The following is a 20,552-nucleotide window of genomic DNA, read 5'->3' as shown; positions in this document are numbered from 1 at the left end:
CTCCCCGACGCTGAGGGCGGTGGGGATGGTGTCCGGGGTCAGGAACGGGGCACCCATGTCGACGCGGATGCGGCCGTCTTCGGCCAGGGCCGGCACGATGCGACCGGCCAGGGTCTCGACCTCCCAGCGACGGGGGGCGACGTCGCCGTCGCTGTCGGCCAGGAACCGGGCCAGGCAGCGGATGCCGTTGCCGCACATCTCCGGCTCGGTGCCATCGGCATTGAAGATCCGCATCCGCAGTTCGCCACCCTCCCGCGGTGGCAGCGCCAGGATCACCCCATCACCGCCGACCCCGAAGCGACGGTCGCAGAGCCTCCTCACCCGCTCAGGGGTCAATCCGAACACGTCCTCAGGATCCTCTAAGCTGCGGCCGTCCAGCAGCAAGAAGTCATTCCCAAGACCCTGGTATTTGCTGAATTGGAGCACGTGGCGCACCGTTCCGTAAGTCCTGGAGGTTGGGGTCGATCCTATGCAGAGTTTCTTTGAGCGACGAGGCCCCAGGCTCGACACGACCCTGCCCAGCGTGCGCCACGTTCAGGAGTTGATCCGCATCCGAACCCCAGTCAATGTCGTGTTGCTGTCCGGCCAGGAGTGTGACGGTGTGATCCGCTGGCAGGACAGCCATTTTCTGGCCATGAGCACCGAACCCGGGACCCCGTTGCTGCTGATCAGCCTGGCGGCCATTGCGTCGCTGCGCGCCCTCAGCTGAGCCGCCCATGGGCTGTGACACGATCACATCCACCCCATAGGGCCCGTGACAGAACCCTCCCGCTACCGTCCCGAGACGATCGAGCAGCGCTGGCAGCTGCAGTGGGAGCAGCTGGGACTGCACACCACCCCTGACCTCAGCGGCGACAGCGGCGAGCCCTACTACGCCCTGTCGATGTTCCCCTATCCCTCGGGGAGCCTGCACATGGGACATGTGCGCAACTACGTGATCACCGACGTGATCGCCCGGGCGGCCCGGCTGCGGGGCCGGCAGGTGCTCCACCCCATGGGCTGGGACGCCTTCGGGCTGCCGGCGGAGAACGCCGCCATCGAGCGGGGGGTCGACCCTGGGGACTGGACCGACCGGAACATCGCCCAGATGCGCGAGCAGCTCAGGCGCCTGGGTCTGTCGATCGACTGGGACCGGGAAGTGGCCACCTGCCACGCCGCTTACTACCGCTGGACCCAGTGGCTGTTCCTGCAGTTCTTTGATGCCGGCCTGGCCTACCGCAAGGAGGCGACGGTCAACTGGGACCCGATCGACCAGACGGTGCTCGCCAATGAACAGGTGGACGCCGAGGGGCGGTCCTGGCGCTCCGGCGCCCAGGTGGAGAAGCGCCGGCTGCGCCAGTGGTTCCTGAAGATCACCGCCTACGCCGATGCCCTGCTCGATGATCTCCCCTCTCTGGAGGGTTGGCCGGAGCGGGTCCGCACGATGCAGGCCAACTGGATCGGCCGCTCGCTTGGGGCCGAGCTGACGTTCACAGCCGAATCAGGGGAGGGCATCACCGTCTTCACCACCAGGCCCGACACGGTCTACGGGGCCTCCTACGTGGTGCTGGCGCCGGAGCACCCGCTGGTGGCCACGCTGACTACGGACGACTGCCGACTCTCGGTGACCGCCTTCTGCGATCTGGTCAGCCGCCAGAGCGAGCAGGAACGGACAGCCGAGGACCGGCCCAAGCGGGGGGTGCCGATCGGCGCCTGGGTGCGCAACCCCGCCAGCGGCGAAAGGATTCCCGTCTGGATCGCCGACTACGTGCTGGCCGACTACGGCACCGGCGCCGTGATGGGGGTTCCGGCCCACGATCAGCGCGACTTCATCTTCGCCCGCCAGTACGAACTGCCGGTGCGGCGGGTGGTGATCCCAGAAGGGTCCGACCCCCACGCCTGCGAGGGCCAGGCCTGGACCGAGGCCGGCGTGCTGATCGCCTCCGGTCCCTTCGACGGCCTGACCACCGCCGAGGCAAAGGCGAGCATCGTCACCAGTGCCGAAGCCCAGGGCTGGGGCCAGGGACGGGTGCAGTACCGCCTGCGCGACTGGCTGATCTCGCGGCAGCGCTACTGGGGCTGCCCCATCCCCGTGATCCACTGCGACAGCTGCGGCGCGGTGCCGGTCCCCGAGGAGCAGCTGCCGGTGGAACTGCCCCGGGACATTCCCCTGAGCGGCAAGGGGGGCACCCCCCTGGCCAAGTTGGAATCGTGGGTGAACGTGCCCTGCCCCCGCTGCGGCGCCCCCGCCCAGCGGGAGACCGACACCATGGACACCTTCATGTGCTCGTCCTGGTACTACCTGCGCTACAGCGACCCCCACAACGAGCAGCGACCGTTCGGGCGCGAGGCCGTCGACCGCTGGTTGCCCGTGGACCAGTACGTGGGCGGCATCGAGCACGCCATCCTGCACCTGCTCTATTCCCGCTTCTTCACCAAGGTGCTGCGGGACCGGGGCCTGCTGGGCTTTTCCGAACCCTTCGCCCGCCTGCTGACCCAGGGCATGGTGCAGGGCATCACCTACCGCAACGCCCACACCGGCCAGTACGTGGCGCCGGCCCAGGTGGCCGACCCCAGCGACCCCCGCGATCCGACCAGCGGCGAGGTGCTGGAGGTGTTCTACGAAAGGATGTCCAAGTCGAAGTACAACGGCGTCGATCCGGCGGTGGTCATCGACCGCTACGGGGCCGACACGGCCCGCATGTTCATCCTGTTCAAGGCGCCGCCCGAGAAGGATCTGGAGTGGGACGACGCCGATGTCGAAGGCCAGTACCGCTTCCTTCAGCGCCTCTGGCGCCTGGTGGAGGGGGCCCACGGCCGGGGCCTGCGCCTGACTGGGTCTGGGGTGCCGTCGACCGAGGAGCTCGATCCCGCCAGCTTCAGCGACGGGGAACGGCAGCTGCGCCGGGCCGTGCACACGGCCATCGCCGCCATCAGTGAAGACCTGGAGGGGGAGCTCCAGCTCAACACCGCCGTTTCGGAGCTGATGAAGCTCAGCAATGCCCTGGCCGCCCACCTCGAGGGGGCCGGCCCGGCAGTGAGCGCCGAAGCCCTCGCCACCCTGCTGATCCTGCTGGCGCCGTTCGCCCCCCACCTGGCCGAGGAGCTCTGGCAGAAACTCAGCAGCCACGGCGAAGGGGCGAGTGTGGCGGCGGCGGCGAGTGTCCATCGCCAGCGCTGGCCCGCCGTGGATCCGGCCGCCCTGGTGCGCGACACCATCCCCCTGGTGATCCAGGTGAAGGGCAAGATGCGTGGCAGCCTGGAGGTGCCCGCCGACGCCGATGCGGCCACCCTGGAGCGCCTGGCCCTGGAGAGCGAGGTGGCCCAGCGCTGGCTGGAGGGTCAGCCCCCCCGCCGGGTGATCGTGGTGCCCGGCAAGCTGGTCAACCTGGTGCCCTGAGGGCTGAGGGCGGCCGCGTGGTGGCGCAGGTGGTCGTCGATGAGGCTGGCGATGAAGAAGTAGCTGTGGTCGTAGCCCTCCTGGTGACGCAGCTGCAGGGGGTGCCCAGCCGCCTCGGCCGCCGCCGCCAGGTCGGCGGGCCGCAGCTGGGTGTCCAGGAAGGGGTCGGCACTGCCCTGATCCACCAGCAGGGGCAGCCGTTCCGTCGCTGAAGCGAGCAGGAGCGTGGCATCCCAGGCAGCCCAGGCCCGTTGATCGGCGCCCAGGTAGGCCCCAAAGGCCTTCTGGCCCCACGGACAGGCCGATGGATGGCAAATCGGAGCGAAGGCGGACACGGAGCGGTAGTGGCCGGGGTGCCGCAGGGCCGCAACCAGGGCGCCGTGGCCCCCCATCGAGTGGCCGCTGATGCTTCGCGCCTGGCTCAGGGGCAGCTCGGCCTCCAGCAGGGGGGGCAGCTCCTCCACCACGTAGCTGTGCATGCGGTAGTGCCGGTCCCAGGGGGCCTCGGTGGCATCCAGGTAGAAGCCGGCCCCCTGGCCCAGATCCCAGCCCCCATCGGGGTCCGTCGGCACATCCGCTCCCCTGGGGCTGGTGTCCGGCGCCACCAGGGCCAGACCGAGCTCGGCGGCGAGCCGGTGGGCCCCGCCCTTCTGCATCACGTTCTCATCGGTGCAGGTGAGGCCGGACAGCCAGTAGAGGGCCGGCACCCGCTCCCCGCCGAGGGCCTGGGGGGGCAGGTAGACCGCCAGCGTCGCCGGTCCGTTCAGCTCGGACGACAGGTGGCGGTAACGGCGGTGCAGACCGCCGAAGCTGCGGTTCTCGCTGAGCAGCTCGAGCATGGGTGGGGGTGCCGTCTGCGGGGATCAGAAGTGGATCACGGAGCGGATGCTCTGGCCGGCGTGCATCAGGTCGAAGGCCCGGTTGATGTCCTCCAGGCCCATGGTGTGGGTGATGAAGGTGTCAAGGGGGATTTCTCCCTGCTGGAAGCGCTCGACGTAGCCGGGCAGCTCGCTGCGGCCCCGCACCCCACCGAAGGCCGAGCCCCGCCAGACGCGGCCCGTCACCAGCTGGAACGGCCGGGTGGCGATCTCCTGGCCCGCTCCGGCCACGCCGATGATCGTGGATTCGCCCCAGCCCTTGTGGCAGCACTCCAGGGCGGCGCGCATCACCTGGACGTTGCCGATGCACTCGAAGGAGTAATCCACGCCGCCATCGGTGCGGTCGATCACCACCTCCTGGATGGGGGCGTCGAAGGCCTTCGGATCGAGGCACTCGGTGGCACCAAGCTGGCCGGCGATGGCGAACTTGTCGGGGTTGGTGTCGATGCCGATGATCCGCTCCGCCCCGGCCATCACCGCCCCGATGATCACCGCCAGGCCGATGCCGCCGAGGCCGAACACGGCCACGCTGCTGCCCGGTTCCACCTTGGCGGTGTTGAGCACGGCGCCGATGCCGGTGGTGACGCCGCAGCCCAGCAGGCAAACCTTCTCCAGGGGCGCCTCAGGGGCGATCCTGGCCACGGCGATCTCGGGCACCACCGTGTACTCCGAGAAGGTGGAGGTGCCCATGTAGTGGAAGATCCGCTCGCCGTTCCGGGAGAAGCGGCTACTGCCGTCGGGCATCAGGCCCCGGCCCTGGGTGGCGCGGATCGCCTGGCAGAGGTTGGTCTTGCCGGAGAGGCAGAAGCGGCAGGCGCGGCATTCGGGCGTATACAGCGGGATCACGTGGTCACCCACCGCCACCGAGGTCACGCCCGCGCCGATCTCCTCCACCACGGCACCGCCCTCGTGGCCCAGCACCGCCGGGAAGATCCCCTCGGGGTCGGCGCCGGAGAGGGTGAAGGCATCGGTGTGGCAAACGCCCGTGGCCACCAGCCGCAGCAGCACTTCGCCGGCGCGGGGGCCCTCCACGTCAATCTCGGTGACCTCCAGCGGCTGACCGGCGGCCCAGGCGACCGCGGCGCGGGATCGGACCATGGCTATGGGGGAAGGCCCCTCAAGTGTGCTGGAAGATCAGCCCGTCGGGCTGTCCCCAGTCGCCTTTCGCGCCATAGCCCCGATCGTTGGCGCAGAGGTGACGCAGCAGCCAGAACACCGGCTCCACCGCCTCCAGCTCCAGTTCGGCCTGGATGGCGGCCAGGCTGCGGGGCTGGCCATCGGAGAGCAGCCCTTCCACCCGGCCCTGCACGGACAGAATCCCGGCGGCCGCCAGCTTGCCGGCTTCCACCCCCGGCTGGTGGTAGGCGTTGACGTTGACCAGCTCTCCGTACAGCCCCACCGCCCGCTCGAACAGGCCGATCAGGGCCCCGAGACCCCGCTCATCGAAGCGAGCCAGGGTGATGGTGATGCTCTGGCGGTCCTGCTCGGCCAGCGCCGCCCGGGTGCCCTGCAGGAAGCCTTCGAGGAAATCGGCCGGGCACTCACCATCGATCGTGGGGATCTCCGCCGGGTCCTCCAGCACCTCGATGAAGGTCACGAAGAAGTTGTCGAGTCCATCGCGCAGCTGCTGAACGTAGGCGTGCTGATCGGTGGAACCCTTGTTGCCGTAGACGGCGAGGCCCTGGTGGACCACCTCACCGTCCCGGTCGAGCCGCTTGCCCAGGGACTCCATCACCAGTTGCTGCAGGTAACGGCTGAACACCTCCAACCGGTCGCGGTAGGGCAGCACCACCATGTCGCGGCGACCGCGGCCGCCACCGGCCACATGCCAGGAGGCCGCCAGCAGGGCCGCCGGATTGGCGCGCAGATCGGGCACGCGGGTCAGCCGATCCATCGCGGCGGCCCCCTCCAGGAAGCCACGCAGGTCGGCGCCGATCAGGGCGGCGGGCAGCAGTCCGACGGCACTGGTGATGCTGGTCCGGCCCCCCACCCAATCGAACATGTCGAAGCGCCGCAGCCAGCCGGCGGCCTTGGCCTCCTGATCCAGGTGGCTGCCGGCCATGGTGATGGCCACGGCCTGGGCGCTCCAGTCGCCACCGGCCGCCAGCACCCGGGCCCGGGCCTGCACCATGCCGAGGTGGGGTTCGGGGGTGCCCCCCGACTTGCTGACCACAATCACCAGGGTGCTGGTGAGCCGCTCGCCCAGGGCGGCCAGGGTGCGGGCCATGCCGTCGGGGTCAACGTTGTCGAAGAAGTGGAACGGCAGCCCTTTGCCATGGCACTGCAGAGCCCTGAGCATCAGCAGGGGCCCGAGCCCCGAGCCACCGATGCCGATCCAGAGGACATCGGTGAAGGGCCCACCACCGGGCGCCGTGACCGTGCCCGTCAGCACATCCTTGCCGAAGGCTTCGAGGCGATCCACCTCAGCGGCGATGGCGGCCGCCACCGCCGGATCGGGAGCCAGCTCCGGGGCCCGCAACCAGTAATGCCCCACCTGGCGCCCCTCGTCGGCGTTCGCCATGGCACCGGCCTCCAGGGCCTCCATGGCAGCGAAGGCGCGGGCGAAGGGGGCCTCAAAGGCCTCCAGATCCCCTTCCTCGAGAGCCATGCGGCTGACGTCGAGCCAGAGGCAGAGGTCGGGATCGTGCCAGAGCAACTGGCGGAAGCGCTCCCAGAGGGCGACGGAATCGTGGCCGTTCAACGGCGGCAGCGGGGACATGGCTCCTGGGACGCCTTGACGGGCCCCCGAACCGTATCCATCAGCCTCCACGTTCGGCAAGCGGATCGGCGGATGCGGGTCTTCCGCCAAAGCGTCCAGCGGAGAGAGCGCCCCTGAAGGGAGATAAACCTGGATGTGTTCGTTACAGTTGGTCTACAGAACAGATTTTTTGCTTGCTGCCCCGCCCCGCAGGAACTAGCGAGCCTCGCTCCGCCCACCAGTGCAGGCCTCTTCTACGTGTCCTGCAAGGGGCGTCGTTGCTCGGTGCGCTCGGACTGTGCCTAGTTCCCTGGCTCCGCGAACCCCAGCTCCAGGGCCGCAGCCCCTTCCTTCGCCTTGATGGGGAACGCGGCATCGAGACCTTCCCCCTGATCAGCCCCTCCACCAGCGAAGGCCTGCGGCCGGACCCGCTCGATTTCAGCCCCGAAGAACTTCGCGAGCTCAACCGCCGCTTCGGTGTCCACGGCCCCCAGCCCCGACTGGCCCAGCTGTTCACCGAGGGCATCGACCAGCTCCAGCCCCTGCGCACCCACACCCTCGGCCGGCTCGAGGAGCTCCGGCCGGTGATCCTCAGCGAAAGCCGCCGCCACCGCATCAACCCGATGCTGGTGACCGCCGTGCTGTTCGATGAACTGCAGCACGCCAAGCCCGGCGAGGACCATCCCCTGGCAGCCCGCAGCGGCCTGTTCAGCACCCATGGACCTGCCCAGCTCAGCCTCGGTGAACTGGTCAAGCAGGGCCTCCTGCCGGCGAGCGCCACCCAGGAGCAGATCGAGGAGGCGCGCATGGAGCTGCTCGATCCCGATCGCAACGTGCGGCTGCTGGTGGGCAAGTTCGTACGGCTGAAACAGGCCCTGGGGCTTTCGGATCGGGCCCTGCTGATGGCCAGCACCTCCCCGGCCGATGCCAAGGCGATGGCCACGCTGGCCTACCTGCACAACGGCAAACTCGATTACCCCGCCCGGGTGCTCCGCTACATGCAGGACCCCGAACTGCATGCCCTCCTCTACGGCAGTCGCAAGCCCATCACCAGCCCGCTGATCTGACCCCCCCCCCGCCCGGGAGCGTCCAGCGCAGAAGCCATCAGCAGAGAACGCCGATCGCGGCCAGGCGCACCTGCAGCTCGCGCCAGTCGAAACTGCGGGGATCCATGCGTTCCCCGCCCAGATCCACGTGCTGGTGGGTGGTGATGTTGTTGGGCGGAATGCTGAAGCGACGCATCCAGCGGCCCAGAACGATGGCCAGGGCGTCGTACTGGGCGGCGGTGTAACCGCTGTGCGCCGCCTCCTGGTCCTCCCCGTCGATGGGGGTCTCCAGGCTCAGGTGCAGGGAGAAGTTGTTGATCGACCCCCCCACCTCCGGATTGGTGACCACCCAGCGGCCGTTGAAGGCGGAATTGCCAGACCCGAAGGCCCGCTTGGAAGGATCGAGCACCTCCACCACCCGGCCGTCCAGGCCGATGAGGGTGTGGTAACTCACCTGGTCCTCGTCGCGGGGGTGGGGCGTCATGAACGTGTTGATCGCCGAGTTGATGCCGTAGACGGTCTCGTGCAGGACGACGACCTGGGGGGTGGGATCCAGCGGCTGACCGAAGACATCCTGACGAAAGCGCTCGCCATAGTTGCTCGGATCGATGCGCAGCCGGATGGTCTGGTACCGGAGGCGTTCCGCCAGGGCAAGCAGGCGACTGCGCAGCTGGGGATCCGCCTGGCAGGCCCCCCCCAGGGGAGCTCGCCAGGCGGCGTGGGGCGGTGGCTCGGCCGTGACCGGTGCGGACGGCTGTGGCTGGCCGCCGGCGCCCGGGGACTGGCGCACCTCCTCCAGCAGATCGAGCAGGGAGGCGCGCCCCCCGGCATTGCCCGGGGCGCCGAACAGGTCGCGGCCCAGCCAGGTCAGTCCACCGATGCTCAGCACACCAGCGCCGGCCACCGCCAGTACCAGGGGTCGCAAGGGGGCACTCATGGCTGCAGCGACAGCCAGCGCCGTCGGTTCAGCCCCGTCTGGTCACTGACCAGCAGGGGATCGATCACGAGCTGCCAGCTTGCCACCGCAGGGGACTCGGGCAGGAGCACGGTGCTGCGCACCCGGCCGTCACGGCAATAGAGCAACTCCCGCTCTGCCGGGTTCGTGGTGGGGCCGAAGGCCAGGGTGAGGTCGTCCGGCCGCCGCAGCCTGGCACCATCGAGGGCAAGCAATTCGTCGCCGGGCTGCAGGCAGGCCCGTTCGGCCGGGCCGTCCCTGTGCACCCGCTTCAGCTGCATCGGCCTGTCAGCGGCGTCCTCCAGCAGCCAGCCGAGAAAAGGCTCCGCCGACAGCTTCGGCTCCAGGGTCAGGCCCACATCTGCCAGGTAGCCGCTGAGGTCGGGGTCGTCGGTGCTCTCCAGCCAGTGGGGCAGGAGTTCGGCCAGGTCGGCGGCCTGCTCGGCGAAGGCCGCCACCAGGTCGTCGTTGTGGTAGCCCCGGCCCCAGGACCCATGGCTGCTCCACAGCGCCCGCAGCACCACAGCCAGGCACGAACCCTGTCGCCGCAGATGCAGGTCGAGGATCAGCGCCACCACGGCCCCCTTGAGGTAGTAGCTGATCTGGCTGTCGGCGGAGGAGGCGTCCTGCCGGTACAGCTTCACCCAGGCCTCTTCGGCGCTCTGCCGCAGCCCCTGCACCCGGCGGCCGGGGGTGAGCAGGTAACGGCTGAGGTCGGCCCCCAGGTCCTCCAGCAGTTCGGCTTCCGTGCCGATGCCGGCCGCCAGGGGCAACAGCAGGTCGAGGTAGGAGGTGACACCTTCGGCGAACCAGAGACCGGGCACGATCGTGGCGCGGTCGTAGTCGACCGGGGTGAGCTCGGCGGGCCTGAGCCGGCGCACATTCCACTGGTGCAGGTATTCGTGGGCCACCAGTTGCAGCAGCTTGCGGCGACCGCCTGGAGCAGCCAGGGCCTTGGGTCCGAACTGCAGCACGCAGCTGTGGTCGTGCTCGAGGCCGCCATAGGCCTCGGCCAGCAGGTACAGCACGAACAGATAGTTGTCGCTGGCGGGGGCCGGCTCCCCGACCAGTCGGCAGCAGGCCAGGGCGACCCGCTCCACATCCGCGAGCCAGAGGGGATCAAGGGCGGGCAGGTCCGCGCCCCAGGTGACCCAGCGGTGCGGGACTCCAGCGACACTGAAGTGATGGCACGGATGGGGGCCGGCCTCGACGGGACTATCAATCAGCTGGTCGAAGTCGGCGGCGATCCAGGCGTACTCGCCATCACTGGGGAGGGGAACAAAGGCCTGCCATCCCTCGGGCAGCCGCAGCTCGAGTCGATGGGGGTGCCAGCGTTCGCCGCTCACCTGCAGGACCACTCCGGCCAGGGCCAGAAAGCCGTGGTCGGCGCTGAGGTGGCAGGTGCGCACGCTCAGCTCCGTGGCCTGGAGGCGGTAGCGAATCACCAGCGGCGCCAGGCTGGTGAGCTCCAGGCGCCAGCAGGCCTCCGTCGCTCGCATGCTGGCCACCGGGATCCCCCCCTGGAGCACCTCAAGGGCCTCCAGATGGCGGACGTAGTCGCGGATCAGGTAGGAGCCCGGCGTCCAGGCGGGCAGGCGCAGCTCCGGCTGCAGGCAACGGGGCGTGACATGGAGTGTGACCCCGACCAGGTGGCGGTGGGGTTCACGCAGGTCGAGCTGAATGGTCGGCCCGGCGGCCGGATCTCGAAGGGGTGGGTCGTCAGACACGGAGCTCGATCGACGCCGTTGGGAGGGCCAGGCTGGCGTCCTGGAGGGCCGCTCTGGCGGCATAGGCCCGGGTGATCCGGCCCAGCAGCCGTTGCAGGCCGGTGTTGCGGCTGAGGCGCTGAAGATCGCCCACAACGGCCAGCGACCCATCCGACTGCCGGCACCATCCCAGGCCCTGTCCATCCTTCAGTTGCAGCTGCAGTGTCACCGCCAGGCGTTCGCCGCCGAAGCCGACAAGGTCACCACCACGGCGCCAGGGGATGTGGAGGGAGGAAAGGGTGTCCGCCAGGACATCGGCATCCCGCAGCACGGTGGGCAGGATGGAGAGATGGGACATGGACGCAATGCCCGATTCCGCTGACCATAGCGATCCCAGCGGGTCTCTCCAGTGGCCATTGCCACAGCCGCTTGCGGCCAGGGAGGCCCCACTGCGACTGGCGGTGATGGCGTCGGGTGAAGGAAGCAACTTCGAGGCCCTGGTGGAGGCCTGCGCGCAGGGGCACCTGCAGGGCCAGGTGGTCGTTCTGGCGGTGAACCGGGAGGGCTGCGGCGCCCACCGCCGGGCCGAACGGCTCGACATCCCCTGCCAGGTGATCGACCACCGCCGCCAGCCGTCGCGACAGGCCCTCGACGAAGCCCTGATCGCCCTGTTCCGGGCGCATCGGGTCGATCTGGTGGTGATGGCGGGCTGGATGCGGATCGTCACGCCCGTGCTGATCGATGCTTTCCCGGGTCGACTGGTGAACATCCACCCCTCCCTGCTGCCCAGCTTCCGCGGCGCCGATGGGGTGGGGGAGGCCCTGGCCGCCGGAGTCACCCTGGCGGGCTGCACGGCCCATCTGGTGAGTGCGGAAGTGGATGCGGGCACGATCCTGGTGCAGGCGGCCGTGCCGGTGCTGGCGGGGGACGACCGGCAGCGGCTCCACGCCCGCATCCAGCAGCATGAGCATCGGATCCTGCCACTGGCCGTCAGACTGGCCGCCCTGCGGCTGGATCAGGGATAGAACGGCAGCAAGGGCAGTCCGGTTCCCGCGTCGAGGCCGCAGAGCAGGTTGAGGCACTGCACCCCCTGGCCGGCCTGGCCCTTGACCAGGTTGTCGATGGCGCTCATCACGATCAGCTGGCCGGTGCGGGGGTCGACCTGCACCGACAGCAGGCAGCGGTTGGTGTTGCGCACCCACTTGGTGGAGGGGTAGGTCCCCACCGGCAGCACCTGCACGGTGGGGCTGTGGCGATAGGACGCCTTGAGCAGGGTCGTGCAGTCCTCGGCGGTGAGTCCGGGGTCGCGGAGCCGTCCGTAGACCGTGGCCAGCAGACCGCGCACCATCGGCATCAAGTGGGGGGTGAACTGCAGCTGGATCGGCTGGCCCGCCGCCTGGCCCGCCACCTGCTCGATCTCACTGGTGTGACGGTGGCCGACCACTCCATAGGGGGCGACGGCTTCGGCGGCCTCGGCCAGCAGCAGGTTTTCCTTGGCGGCCCGCCCGCCGCCGGAGGTGCCCGTCTTGGCATCGATGACGATGCCACCCGTCTCGATCAGACCCTGCTCGAGGAACGGCAACAGGGCCAGCAGGCTGGCCGTGGGGAAACAGCCGGGGGCCGCCACCAGGCGGGCCTCACGGATGCGCGCTTCGGCCACCTCCACCAGCCCGTAGACCGCCTCCTGGCAAAGGTCGCTGTCCTGGCGGGATGCCTGACGGGCTTCGGCGGCATACACCTCCTCCCAGCGGGCCAGGGAGCGGTAGCGGTAATCGGCCGAGAGATCCACCACTTTCACGCCCCGCTGCAGCAGGTCCGGCACCAGGCCGGCCGCCAGGCCATTCGGCAGGCTCAGCACGGCCAGATCGGCGGCGGCGGCGATGGCGTCCGGGTCCGGCGAGCGCACCACCAGGTCGTCCTCCAGGGGCAGGAAGGGCACCAGTTCGCTCCAGCGCTTGCCCGTGCTGCGCTCCCCGCCCAGAAAGCTCACCGCGAGATGGGGGTGGCCATGCAGCAGCCGGAGGGTCTGCAGTCCCCCGTAGCCGCTGGCACCGATCACCGCAACGCGCTGTCCAGCCATGCGGAACGCAGAAGAACGCTGGATCGTACCGGCAGCCTATAAATAAGGTTCGAACCTTCCCCGATCCATCACGCTCCCTTGACCGTCCTGTCCGGCCCACGTCAGTCCACGGGCCTTCACTTCGATGCCATCGCCGATGCCCTGGCGGCGATCCGCAACGGTGAATCGATCGTGGTGGTCGATGACGAGAACCGCGAAAACGAAGGTGATCTGATCTGTGCGGCCCAGTTCGCCACACCCCAGCAGATCAACTTCATGGCCACCGATGCCAGGGGGCTGATCTGCCTGGCCATGGAAGGGGAACGGCTCGATGCCCTGGATCTGCCCCTGATGGTGGATCGCAACACCGACAGCAACCAGACCGCCTTCACCGTGAGCGTGGATGCGGGGCCGGAGCGGGGGGTAAGCACGGGCATCTCGGCGGAGGACCGGGCCCGGACGATCCAGGTGGCGATCCACCCGGACTCGCGCCCCGCCGACCTGCGCCGGCCCGGCCACGTCTTCCCCCTGCGGGCGCGCCAGGGAGGCGTGCTGCAACGGGCCGGCCACACCGAGGCGGCCGTCGACCTAGCCCGACTGGCCGGGCTCTATCCCGCCGGCGTGATCTGCGAGATCCAGAACGCCGATGGCTCCATGGCCCGCCTGGCCCAGCTGGCCGATTACGCCCGGCACCACGGCCTGCGGCTGATCAGCATCGCCGATCTGATCCGCTATCGCCTCGACACCGAGCGCTTCGTGGCCCGCCAGGCGGAGGCCAGCCTGCCCAGCAGCTTCGGCCAGTTCCGGGCCATCGGCTACCGCAACGAGCTCGACGGCAGCGAGCATGTGGCGATCGTGAAGGGCTACCCGGAACGCGGCACCGGCCCGGTGCTGGTGCGGGTGCACTCCGAGTGCCTCACCGGAGATGCCTTCGGTTCCCTCCGCTGTGACTGCCGCCCCCAGCTGGAGGCGGCCCTGCGCATGATCGAGTCGGCCGGCGAAGGGGTGGTGGTCTACCTGCGCCAGGAGGGCCGCGGCATCGGCCTTGTTAACAAGCTCAAGGCCTACAGCCTCCAGGATGGCGGCCTTGACACGGTGGAAGCCAACGAGCGGCTCGGCTTCGCCGCCGACCTGCGCAACTACGGCGTCGGCGCCCAGATCCTCAGCGACCTGGGGGTGCGTCGGCTGCGGCTGATCACCAACAACCCCCGCAAGATCGCCGGGCTGGGCGGCTACGGCCTGCAGGTGGTCGACCGGGTCCCCCTGGTGATGGACCCGGGCCTCCACAACGCCGCCTACCTGCGGGTGAAGCGCACCAAGATGGGTCACCTGATGGATGTGGAGTCCCACGGACTCACTGCGGTGCTGGGCTGGCAAGGCCCCGAGGATCTGCTCCTTGGGGCCAGCCGGCTTGAGCTCCTGCGGGAGTGGGCCCGGAGCAAGGGCCTGCTGCTGGAGCGTGAGGAGGATCCCCGCCTGCTGGCCCTGCTGCATCGCCCTGGTCTGGCCCTGCTGCTGGCGGCCCAGCAGGGGCGCCAGCTCACCGCCGCCGACCTGGCGGGCCCGCTGATGGAAATGGCCCGCTGGCAGGGCACCTCCGGGGTGAAACTGCTGCTGGCACCGGATGCCCGGCGCAAGGGTCACCCCAGCATCGACTTGGAGCCGGAGCGTCGCCAGCTGGCCGACCTCGTGCCGCCAGGGGCCGATACCGGGGGGGAGGAGCCGGCCAGGACGCTCACCTGCCCCCTGCTCAACCTCACCCCCGGCGCCTTCATCGTCTGGTCCTAGTCTTCGATCGTCACCGTGCGGATGCGGCTGCCGTTCTTGAGCGCCAGCACCACATCGATGTTTTCGGTGTGCCCGAACACCGTGTGCTGACCATCGAGGTGGGGCTGGGGGCCGTGGCACAGGAAGAACTGGCTGCCGCCGGTGTTGCGGCCTGCATGGGCCATCGACAGGCTGCCGGCCTTGTGCTTCTGGGCGTTGATCTCGCAGGGGATCGTGTAGCCGGGGCCGCCGGTGCCGGCCGTGCCGCGGGCGCCTTCGCGGCTGTTGGGACAGCCCCCCTGGGCCATGAAGCCATTGATCACCCGGTGAAAGGCGAGGCCGTCGTAGAAGCCGTCCTTGGAGAGCTTGACGAAGTTCGCGACGGTGCCGGGGGCCTCGGTGTCGAACAGATCAATGGTGATCAGCCCGGCGTCGGTGTCCATCAGGGCCTTGGTCACGGTCGAGGAGGCAAACTTCGACTGTATCCGTCCAGGGCACCCTGCTTCCATGGCCACCCTTGAGTCCACGTCTCCCTCCCCCCAGGCCGGCGGCCTGGCGAGCCCCGACCTTGCCCGTGCCCGTCTCGGCGTGCTCGGTGGCAGCGGTCTCTATGCCATGGAAGGGCTGGAGGACGTCCGGGAACTGACCGTCGACACCCCCTACGGGCCCCCTTCCGACAGCCTGCGGATTGGACGCATGGGCGATCTCGAGGTGGTGTTCCTGGCCCGCCACGGCCGGCACCACAGCTTCACCCCCAGTGAGGTTCCCTACCGGGCCAACCTCTGGGCCCTGCGCTCCCTCGGCGTGCGCTGGATCCTGTCAGTGTCGGCCGTCGGCTCGCTTCAGGAGAGCGTGCGGCCCCTGGACATGCTCGTGCCCGATCAGTTCATCGATCGCACCATGCAGCGGCCGCTCACCTTCTTCGGGGAAGGGCTGGTGGCCCACGTGGGCAACGCCGATCCCTACTGTTCCGTGCTCTCCCGGTTGCTCGGCGACGTGGGCGACAGCCTGATGCCCGAGGGTCGCCAGCTGCACCGGGGCGGCACCTACCTCTGCATGGAGGGACCGGCCTTTTCCACCCGGGCCGAATCCGAGCTCTACCGCTCCTGGGGCTGCGCGGTGATCGGCATGACCAACCACACCGAAGCGCGGCTGGCCCGCGAGGCGGAGATGGCCTACGCCACCCTGGCGATGGTCACCGACTACGACTGCTGGCATGCGATGCACGACGCGGTGACGGTTGAACTGGTGATCGACAACCTGCGCGCCAATGCGGCCCTGGCCCAGCAGATCGTGCGCCTCGCCGCCGAGCGGGTGCAGGCCCTGCGGCCCCCCAGCCCGGCCCACCAGGCCCTGAAGGACGCCCTGATGACCCCGGCCGCCCAGGTGCCGCCGGCCACCCGCCGCCGCACCGAGCTGTTCACCGCCCCCTACTGGGGACCGTTCACGCCATCGGAGACGACGACGACGGCGGCATCGACGGGGGCAGGCTGATCCCCAGGGCCTGGAGGCATTGGCGCAGGCCGGGCCCGTGGCGATCCAGGGCCGAGCGTGCCTCCTCGACCCCCAGGTCGGAGGCCGCCATCAGCAGGGCCAGCCGCACCGATCCCCCGGTCTGCTGCAGCAGGTCGAGGGCCCCCTCCCGGGGAACCCCGGCCAGGTCCCGCAGGATGCGCAGGGCCCGGTCCTCCAGCTTGCTGTTGGTGACCGCCACATCCACCATGCGGTTGCCGAAGACCTTCCCGAGGCGGACCATCACGCCGGTGGAGAGGATGTTGAGGGCCATCTTGGTGGCGGTGCCCGCCTTCAGCCGGGTGGAGCCGGTCAGCAGCTCGGGGCCGGTCAGAAGCCGAATGTCGATGTCGCAGGGCATCGGCACCTGCTCGGCGGGCACGCAGGCCATGGCCACGGTGAGGGCGCCGATGGCGCGGCCGTGGGCCAGCCCACCGAGCACATAGGGGGTGGTGCCGCCGGCGGCGATGCCCACCAGGGCATCCGCCGGGCCGAAGCCCCGCTGGACGAGGTCGTCACGGCCAGCCTCCCGCAGGTCCTCCAGGCCCTCGGAGCTGCGCAGCAGGGCCGCCGCTCCGCCCGCCAGCACCCCCTGCACCAACTCAGGCGGACTGCAGAACGTCGGGGGACACTCCGCCGCATCCAGAACCCCGAGCCGGCCGGAGGTGCCGGCCCCCAGGTAGAAGAGGCGGCCGCCCCGCGCCAGGCGTGCGGCGATCGCGTCGATGGCGGCCGTCAGGGCCGGCGCAGCGGCCGCCACCGCCTGCTGGGGCAGCAGGTCGTTGGCGCAGAACAGCGCCACCAAAGACGCCGTCGGCAGCCGGTCGAGCTCTTCGCTGGCCGGGTTGGGCCGCTCGGTGAGCAGATGGCCCCTGTCGCCGCCGGAATCGCTCAAAGCAGCCCTTCGAGGCGGCGACGGAAGGCCTCCAGTTCCGGATCGCTGCCGCCGCCGTCGGGATCCCCAGCGCCGGACTGACCAGCCGCCGCCTGCTCCTCCTTCCAGGTGGTCACATCCATGTTGCGTTCGGGCGGCGCGATCAGCAGCCGCTCCTCCTCGCTCTTGGGCAGAAAGCCGGCCGGAACGAAACGGGCCTCGTAGCCCGCTTCGGCGCAGAAATTCTCCAGCTCCTCCCGATCCAGGGCCTCGACACAGGGCACCGGAAAATCCTGGGCCTCCAGCAGGCCGGCATAGCGCTCGGCATCGTCGGGGTCCTCGAACAGCAGCACCACCGTGCGGCCCCCGAGTTCGAGGGAATGGATGCCCTCCTGTTCACTGCCCGGATCGAACAGCAGGACATGCACCGGCTTGTGGGGGGAACCGCTGGCAGTCACATCGTCATGGATGGGGCGCAGGCCAGTGTCTCATCCGTTGGCTGCCGCTGGGCCGTTCAGGCCTCGGAGCTGGCACCGTTCTGCTCCCGGTCGAGCTCCCGCAGGCGCCGGAACAGGGCCTCCTCGGCGTCCGTGGGCGTGGCCGGGACCACGATCCTCACCTCCACCAGCTGATCGCCCCGCTGCTCCCCCTGGCTGAGGCCCCGCTGTCGCAGCCGCAGCAGCCGGCCGCTGGAGGACCCGGGGGGCACCCGCAGCCGCACGGGTCCTTCGAGGGTGGGCACCACCACCTGGCAGCCCAGGGCCGCATCGGCGGGGTGGAGTTCGAGTTGGTAAAGCACCCGCAGGCCATCGATGCGCAGGCCCTCCTCGGTGCGCACCCGCAGCTGCAGGAAGTGGTCGGCGCCGCCGGCCGCCACACCGGCCAGCCTCAGGCGCCAGCCATCCCCCGCCAGGGGGGGCGACCAGACCTCCACCACGGTGCCGTCACGCAACTCCAGCTCCAGCCGCTGGCCGCTGAGCGCCTGTTCCGGGGTGAGGCTCACCAGGGTTTCCTCGTCGGTGGCGGCCATCACCGGTGGCGGCGATGCCGGCGCGGTGGCGACACTGCCGGCCTCCGGGGGGTGCTCCTGCTCGGGTTCATCGTCCCAGCTCCGGGCGCTGCGGCGCTCCTGGCCGAAGAGCTGCGCAAGGTAGTCCTCGAAATGGGGAAAGCCGCTGGCAAAGGGATCGTTGTCGAGGCCGGCGCTGTCCTGGCCCTCGCCGGCCTCCCAGGCGCGGCGCCGGATCGGATCCGAGAGCACCGCATAGGCCTCGTTGACCCGCTTGAAGCGGGCTTCGGCCACCGGATCGTTGCCGTTGAGGTCGGGATGCCAGCGGCGGGCCTGCTGGCGGAAGGCCCGCTTGATGCTCGCCGCGTCGGCACCCGCCGCCAGACCGAGCACCTCCCAGTGGTCGCGGGCGGCCGTCGCCACCGAATCCGAGCGGGTGGATTGGCTCACGACCCTCAGCCGTCGGCCCAGGGATCATCCTGATCGGCCCGGCCGCCACGGCGGGGGCGGTGCCGCTCGCCGGCCAGATCCCGATCCAGGGGCTCCTGCCGATCCCAGGAACGGCCGTTCTCCCAGCGGCGGGAGGGAAGGTCGTCGTCGTACCCCCCCTCCCGCTCGGCGTAGCGGCCGAGGGGGTAGGGATCCCGCTGGGGCAACCGTGGCGGGCTGGACCATGGATCGGAGCGGCCCGATCCGCCCCAGTCATCCCAGTCGTCGTCGGAGAAGAGTTCGTCCTTGAGGGAGCCCAGGGTGTTCTTGAGTCCCTTGAGCGGGCCGCTCTCCGAACGCCGTTCCCCCAACAGGCGCCTGTTGAGCCCGAACAGGGCCTCCTGAAGCTGGCTGACGGTCAGGTCGAGGTCGGCAGGGTCGTCCTGGGCCAGCACATCCTGCACATCCCGCAGGGCCAGCTCCACGGCGCGCTGCTGGCGTTCGGCCCCGGCGGGCCCCAGCTCGAGGGCGGCATCCCGCAGGCGCCGTTCGGCCTGGGCCACCAGGGTCAGGGCGCGGTTGCGGCGGTCGATGACGGCCCGCTTGCGGCGATCTTCGACCGACTTGCGCTCCGCCTCCTCCAGCAAGCGGTTGATCTCCTCCTCGCTGAGGTTCGACCCCCCCTGGATCGAGACGCTCTGCTGGCGTCCGGTGGTGCGGTCGGTGGCGGACACCTGCAGCAGGCCGTTGGCATCGATGTCGAAGGACACCTGCACCTGGGGCACCCCGCGGGGGGCCGGTGGAATGCCGGAGAGGCGGAAGCGGCCGAGGGACTTGTTGTCGGCGGCCATCTGGCGCTCGCCCTGCAGCACGTGGATCTCGACCGACGACTGGTTCGCCTCCGAGGTGCTGAACAGATCCGACTTGCGCACCGGAATGGAGGTGTTGCGCGGGATCAGCACCTTCATCACCCCACCGATCGTCTCCAGGCCGAGGGAGAGGGGGGTGACGTCATTGAGCATCAGATCGCGCAACTCGCCGGTGAGGATGCCGGCCTGCACGGCCGCGCCGATCGCCACCACCTCGTCGGGGTTGACCGACTGGCAGGGCTCGCGGGGAATCAGGGTGCGCACCATCTCCTGCACCATGGGCATGCGGGTGGAGCCCCCCACCAGCACCAGGTCATCGATAGCGTCGGCCGTCAGGCCCGAATCCCTCAGGGCCCTCTGGACCGGGCGCAGCAGCCGGTCGAGCAGATCGGGGCAGAGGCCTTCGAAGGTGCTCCGCTCCAGGGTCGTCTCGATGTGGAGGGGGCCATCGGGCCCCGTGGCGATGAAGGGAAGCGACAGCGGGGTGCTCTGGACCCCCGACAGCTCCTCCTTGGCCTTCTCGGCGGCCTCGGTGAGTCGCTGCAGGGCCTGGCGGTCGCGGCGCAGGTCGAGGCCGTTCTGCTGCAGGAAGGATTCGGCCACCCAGTCGACGATGCGCCTGTCCCAGTCGTTGCCACCCAGCTGGGTGTCGCCGCTGGTGGCCATCACGTCGAAGACGCCGTTGGCGATGCGCAGCACCGAGACGTCGAAGGTGCCGCCGCCGAGGTCGAACACCAGCACCCGCTTGACCGTGCTGCGATCGAAGCCGTAGGCCAGGGCCGCTGCGGTGGGCTCGTTGAGGATCCGCTCCACGGCGATCCCCGCCAACCGTCCCGCATCGCGGGTGGCCTGGCGCTGGGCGTCGTTGAAATAGGCCGGCACCGTGATCACGGCGGCCTCGACCTCCTCGCCGAGGTAGGTGGTGGCGTCATCCACCAGCTTGCGCAGGATGGAGGCCACCAGTTCCTCCGGGGCGTACTCCCGCTCGGTGGCCGGCGCGATCACGCGCACGTTGCCCTGGTCGTTGGCGCGCACGCTGTAGGGCACCCCCAGGCTGCCCTCGTCCAGCTCGTCCCAGCTGCGTCCGACGAACCGCTTCAGGTTGGCGAAGGTGTTGCGGGGGTTGAGCACCAGCTGGCGCCGGGCCAGCTGGCCCACCAGCAGTTCCTGATCACGGCTGAACCCCACCACCGAAGGGGTGGTGCGACCCCCTTCGGCATTGGCGATGACCTGGGGCCTGCCGCCTTCGAGCACGGCCACCACCGAGTTGGTGGTGCCCAGATCGATGCCGACGATGCGCCCCATGGATGTCCTGATGGCGCCCCAACGCTACCGGAGCCTGACGGCCGTTAAACCGAGCTTAAACGCGGG

The 20,552-nt window shown here is 69.8% G+C and carries 19 protein-coding genes; 6 read left to right on the top strand and 13 right to left on the bottom strand.

All coding sequences use genetic code 11. The features are described from left to right. Window positions 1-426: diaminopimelate epimerase (dapF, locus tag KBZ04_RS00235; protein ID WP_254989908.1), on the bottom strand; the 426-nt coding region annotated here is incomplete at its 3' end. Window positions 427-469: 43 nt separating this feature from the next. Here dapF and KBZ04_RS00230 point away from each other — a divergent pair. Together KBZ04_RS00230 and leuS are read left to right on the top strand one after the other, a co-directional pair. Further along, the gene (locus tag KBZ04_RS00230; protein ID WP_216908687.1) at window positions 470-709 is read left to right on the top strand and encodes an Hfq-related RNA-binding protein; all 240 of its coding nucleotides are present in this window, start codon (window positions 470-472) and stop codon (window positions 707-709) included. A gap of 45 nt (window positions 710-754) precedes the next feature. Then, window positions 755-3,379, top strand: a complete 2,625-nt coding sequence (leuS, locus tag KBZ04_RS00225; RefSeq protein WP_254989904.1) for a leucine--tRNA ligase — start codon at window positions 755-757, stop codon at window positions 3,377-3,379. Here leuS and fghA read toward each other — a convergent pair. From fghA to KBZ04_RS00210, 3 genes are read right to left on the bottom strand one after another with little or no spacing between them, the layout of a single operon-like run. Then, window positions 3,322-4,218 carry an S-formylglutathione hydrolase gene (gene fghA / locus KBZ04_RS00220; RefSeq protein WP_254989903.1) on the bottom strand — a complete coding sequence of 299 codons (897 nt, stop codon included), beginning with the start codon at window positions 4,216-4,218 and terminating at the stop codon, window positions 3,322-3,324. The two genes, leuS and fghA, sit on opposite strands and share 58 nt — an antisense overlap. 24 nt (window positions 4,219-4,242) lie before the next feature. Next, window positions 4,243-5,355, bottom strand: a complete 1,113-nt coding sequence (locus KBZ04_RS00215) for an S-(hydroxymethyl)glutathione dehydrogenase/class III alcohol dehydrogenase (protein ID WP_254989902.1) — start codon at window positions 5,353-5,355, stop codon at window positions 4,243-4,245. Between the two features lie 19 nt (window positions 5,356-5,374). Beyond that, entirely contained in the window at window positions 5,375-6,976 is a 1,602-nt protein-coding gene (locus KBZ04_RS00210) for a glucose-6-phosphate isomerase (protein ID WP_254989901.1), read from the bottom strand. A gap of 353 nt (window positions 6,977-7,329) precedes the next feature. Between KBZ04_RS00210 and KBZ04_RS00205 the strand changes: the two genes are divergently transcribed. After that, entirely contained in the window at window positions 7,330-8,022 is a 693-nt protein-coding gene (locus tag KBZ04_RS00205; protein WP_254989907.1) for a helicase DnaB, read from the top strand. Between the two features lie 37 nt (window positions 8,023-8,059). Here KBZ04_RS00205 and KBZ04_RS00200 read toward each other — a convergent pair whose 3' ends face one another. Genes KBZ04_RS00200 through KBZ04_RS00190 form a run of 3 tightly spaced genes read right to left on the bottom strand, consistent with a single transcriptional unit; the run spans window position 8,060 to window position 11,020 of the window. Beyond that, window positions 8,060-8,938, bottom strand: a complete 879-nt coding sequence (locus tag KBZ04_RS00200; protein WP_254989900.1) for an N-acetylmuramoyl-L-alanine amidase — start codon at window positions 8,936-8,938, stop codon at window positions 8,060-8,062. Then, entirely contained in the window at window positions 8,935-10,683 is a 1,749-nt protein-coding gene (locus tag KBZ04_RS00195) for a M61 family metallopeptidase (RefSeq protein ID WP_254989899.1), read from the bottom strand. The genes KBZ04_RS00200 and KBZ04_RS00195 overlap by 4 nt, the downstream gene beginning before the upstream one ends. Next, a complete protein-coding gene (locus KBZ04_RS00190) occupies window positions 10,676-11,020 on the bottom strand; it encodes a DUF1257 domain-containing protein (protein ID WP_254989898.1) in 345 nt (114 codons plus the stop codon). Before KBZ04_RS00190 ends, KBZ04_RS00195 begins: the two co-directional genes overlap by 8 nt. A 7-nt stretch (window positions 11,021-11,027) precedes the next feature. Here KBZ04_RS00190 and purN point away from each other — a divergent pair, with 7 nt between their 5' ends. Further along, window positions 11,028-11,687: a phosphoribosylglycinamide formyltransferase gene (gene purN, locus KBZ04_RS00185; RefSeq protein ID WP_254989897.1), complete on the top strand. Its 660-nt coding sequence runs from the start codon at window positions 11,028-11,030 to the stop codon at window positions 11,685-11,687. Here purN and argC read toward each other — a convergent pair. Next, window positions 11,678-12,742 carry an N-acetyl-gamma-glutamyl-phosphate reductase gene (gene argC, locus KBZ04_RS00180; RefSeq protein ID WP_254989896.1) on the bottom strand — a complete coding sequence of 355 codons (1,065 nt, stop codon included), beginning with the start codon at window positions 12,740-12,742 and terminating at the stop codon, window positions 11,678-11,680. The two genes, purN and argC, sit on opposite strands and share 10 nt — an antisense overlap. Window positions 12,743-12,820: 78 nt before the next feature. Here argC and ribBA point away from each other — a divergent pair, with 78 nt between their 5' ends. After that, window positions 12,821-14,509 (top strand): bifunctional 3,4-dihydroxy-2-butanone-4-phosphate synthase/GTP cyclohydrolase II, encoded by a 1,689-nt coding sequence (ribBA, locus tag KBZ04_RS00175; RefSeq protein ID WP_254989895.1) that lies wholly within the window; start codon window positions 12,821-12,823, stop codon window positions 14,507-14,509. On the opposite strand, the gene KBZ04_RS00170 is transcribed toward ribBA, so the two are convergent. After that, on the bottom strand, window positions 14,506-14,946 hold the full coding sequence (locus tag KBZ04_RS00170) for a peptidylprolyl isomerase (RefSeq protein WP_254989894.1): 441 nt from the start codon (window positions 14,944-14,946) through the stop codon (window positions 14,506-14,508). The two genes, ribBA and KBZ04_RS00170, sit on opposite strands and share 4 nt — an antisense overlap. 49 nt (window positions 14,947-14,995) lie before the next feature. Here KBZ04_RS00170 and mtnP point away from each other — a divergent pair, with 49 nt between their 5' ends. After that, window positions 14,996-15,982: an S-methyl-5'-thioadenosine phosphorylase gene (gene mtnP, locus KBZ04_RS00165; RefSeq protein ID WP_254989893.1), complete on the top strand. Its 987-nt coding sequence runs from the start codon at window positions 14,996-14,998 to the stop codon at window positions 15,980-15,982. Here mtnP and murQ read toward each other — a convergent pair. From murQ to dnaK, 4 genes are read right to left on the bottom strand one after another with little or no spacing between them, the layout of a single operon-like run. Then, the gene (gene murQ, locus KBZ04_RS00160; protein WP_254989892.1) at window positions 15,933-16,895 is read right to left on the bottom strand and encodes an N-acetylmuramic acid 6-phosphate etherase; all 963 of its coding nucleotides are present in this window, start codon (window positions 16,893-16,895) and stop codon (window positions 15,933-15,935) included. The genes mtnP and murQ overlap by 50 nt on opposite strands. Then, window positions 16,892-17,332, bottom strand: coding sequence for a DUF3110 domain-containing protein (locus KBZ04_RS00155; protein ID WP_254989891.1), 441 nt, complete (start codon window positions 17,330-17,332; stop codon window positions 16,892-16,894). Before KBZ04_RS00155 ends, murQ begins: the two co-directional genes overlap by 4 nt. 56 nt (window positions 17,333-17,388) lie before the next feature. Then, the gene (locus KBZ04_RS00150) at window positions 17,389-18,333 is read right to left on the bottom strand and encodes a DnaJ domain-containing protein (protein WP_254989890.1); all 945 of its coding nucleotides are present in this window, start codon (window positions 18,331-18,333) and stop codon (window positions 17,389-17,391) included. A gap of 5 nt (window positions 18,334-18,338) precedes the next feature. Further along, window positions 18,339-20,486 carry a molecular chaperone DnaK gene (gene dnaK, locus KBZ04_RS00145; RefSeq protein ID WP_254989889.1) on the bottom strand — a complete coding sequence of 716 codons (2,148 nt, stop codon included), beginning with the start codon at window positions 20,484-20,486 and terminating at the stop codon, window positions 18,339-18,341. Window positions 20,487-20,552: the final 66 nt, after the last annotated feature.

The sequence above is a fragment of the Cyanobium sp. N5-Cardenillas genome (genome assembly GCF_024345515.1).
GTDB lineage: Bacteria > Cyanobacteriota > Cyanobacteriia > PCC-6307 > Cyanobiaceae > Cyanobium.
The sequence above is the reverse complement of the archived record's forward strand: the minus strand, read 5'-3'. Positions and strand labels throughout refer to the sequence as shown.

Excerpts from the sequence above, each read along its gene's own strand:
- KBZ04_RS00215 (WP_254989902.1), bottom strand. The coding sequence starts at position 5,355 with ATGGTCCGATCCCGCGCCGCGGTCGCCTGGGCCGCCGGTCAGCCGCTG.
- purN (WP_254989897.1), top strand. The coding sequence starts at position 11,028 with ATGCCCGATTCCGCTGACCATAGCGATCCCAGCGGGTCTCTCCAGTGG.
- KBZ04_RS00210 (WP_254989901.1), bottom strand. The coding sequence starts at position 6,976 with ATGTCCCCGCTGCCGCCGTTGAACGGCCACGATTCCGTCGCCCTCTGG.
- KBZ04_RS00200 (WP_254989900.1), bottom strand. The coding sequence starts at position 8,938 with ATGAGTGCCCCCTTGCGACCCCTGGTACTGGCGGTGGCCGGCGCTGGT.
- mtnP (WP_254989893.1), top strand. The coding sequence starts at position 14,996 with ATGGCCACCCTTGAGTCCACGTCTCCCTCCCCCCAGGCCGGCGGCCTG.
- fghA (WP_254989903.1), bottom strand. The coding sequence starts at position 4,218 with ATGCTCGAGCTGCTCAGCGAGAACCGCAGCTTCGGCGGTCTGCACCGC.
- KBZ04_RS00190 (WP_254989898.1), bottom strand. The coding sequence starts at position 11,020 with ATGTCCCATCTCTCCATCCTGCCCACCGTGCTGCGGGATGCCGATGTC.
- dnaK (WP_254989889.1), bottom strand. The coding sequence starts at position 20,486 with ATGGGGCGCATCGTCGGCATCGATCTGGGCACCACCAACTCGGTGGTG.
- KBZ04_RS00230 (WP_216908687.1), top strand. The coding sequence starts at position 470 with ATGCAGAGTTTCTTTGAGCGACGAGGCCCCAGGCTCGACACGACCCTG.
- argC (WP_254989896.1), bottom strand. The coding sequence starts at position 12,742 with ATGGCTGGACAGCGCGTTGCGGTGATCGGTGCCAGCGGCTACGGGGGA.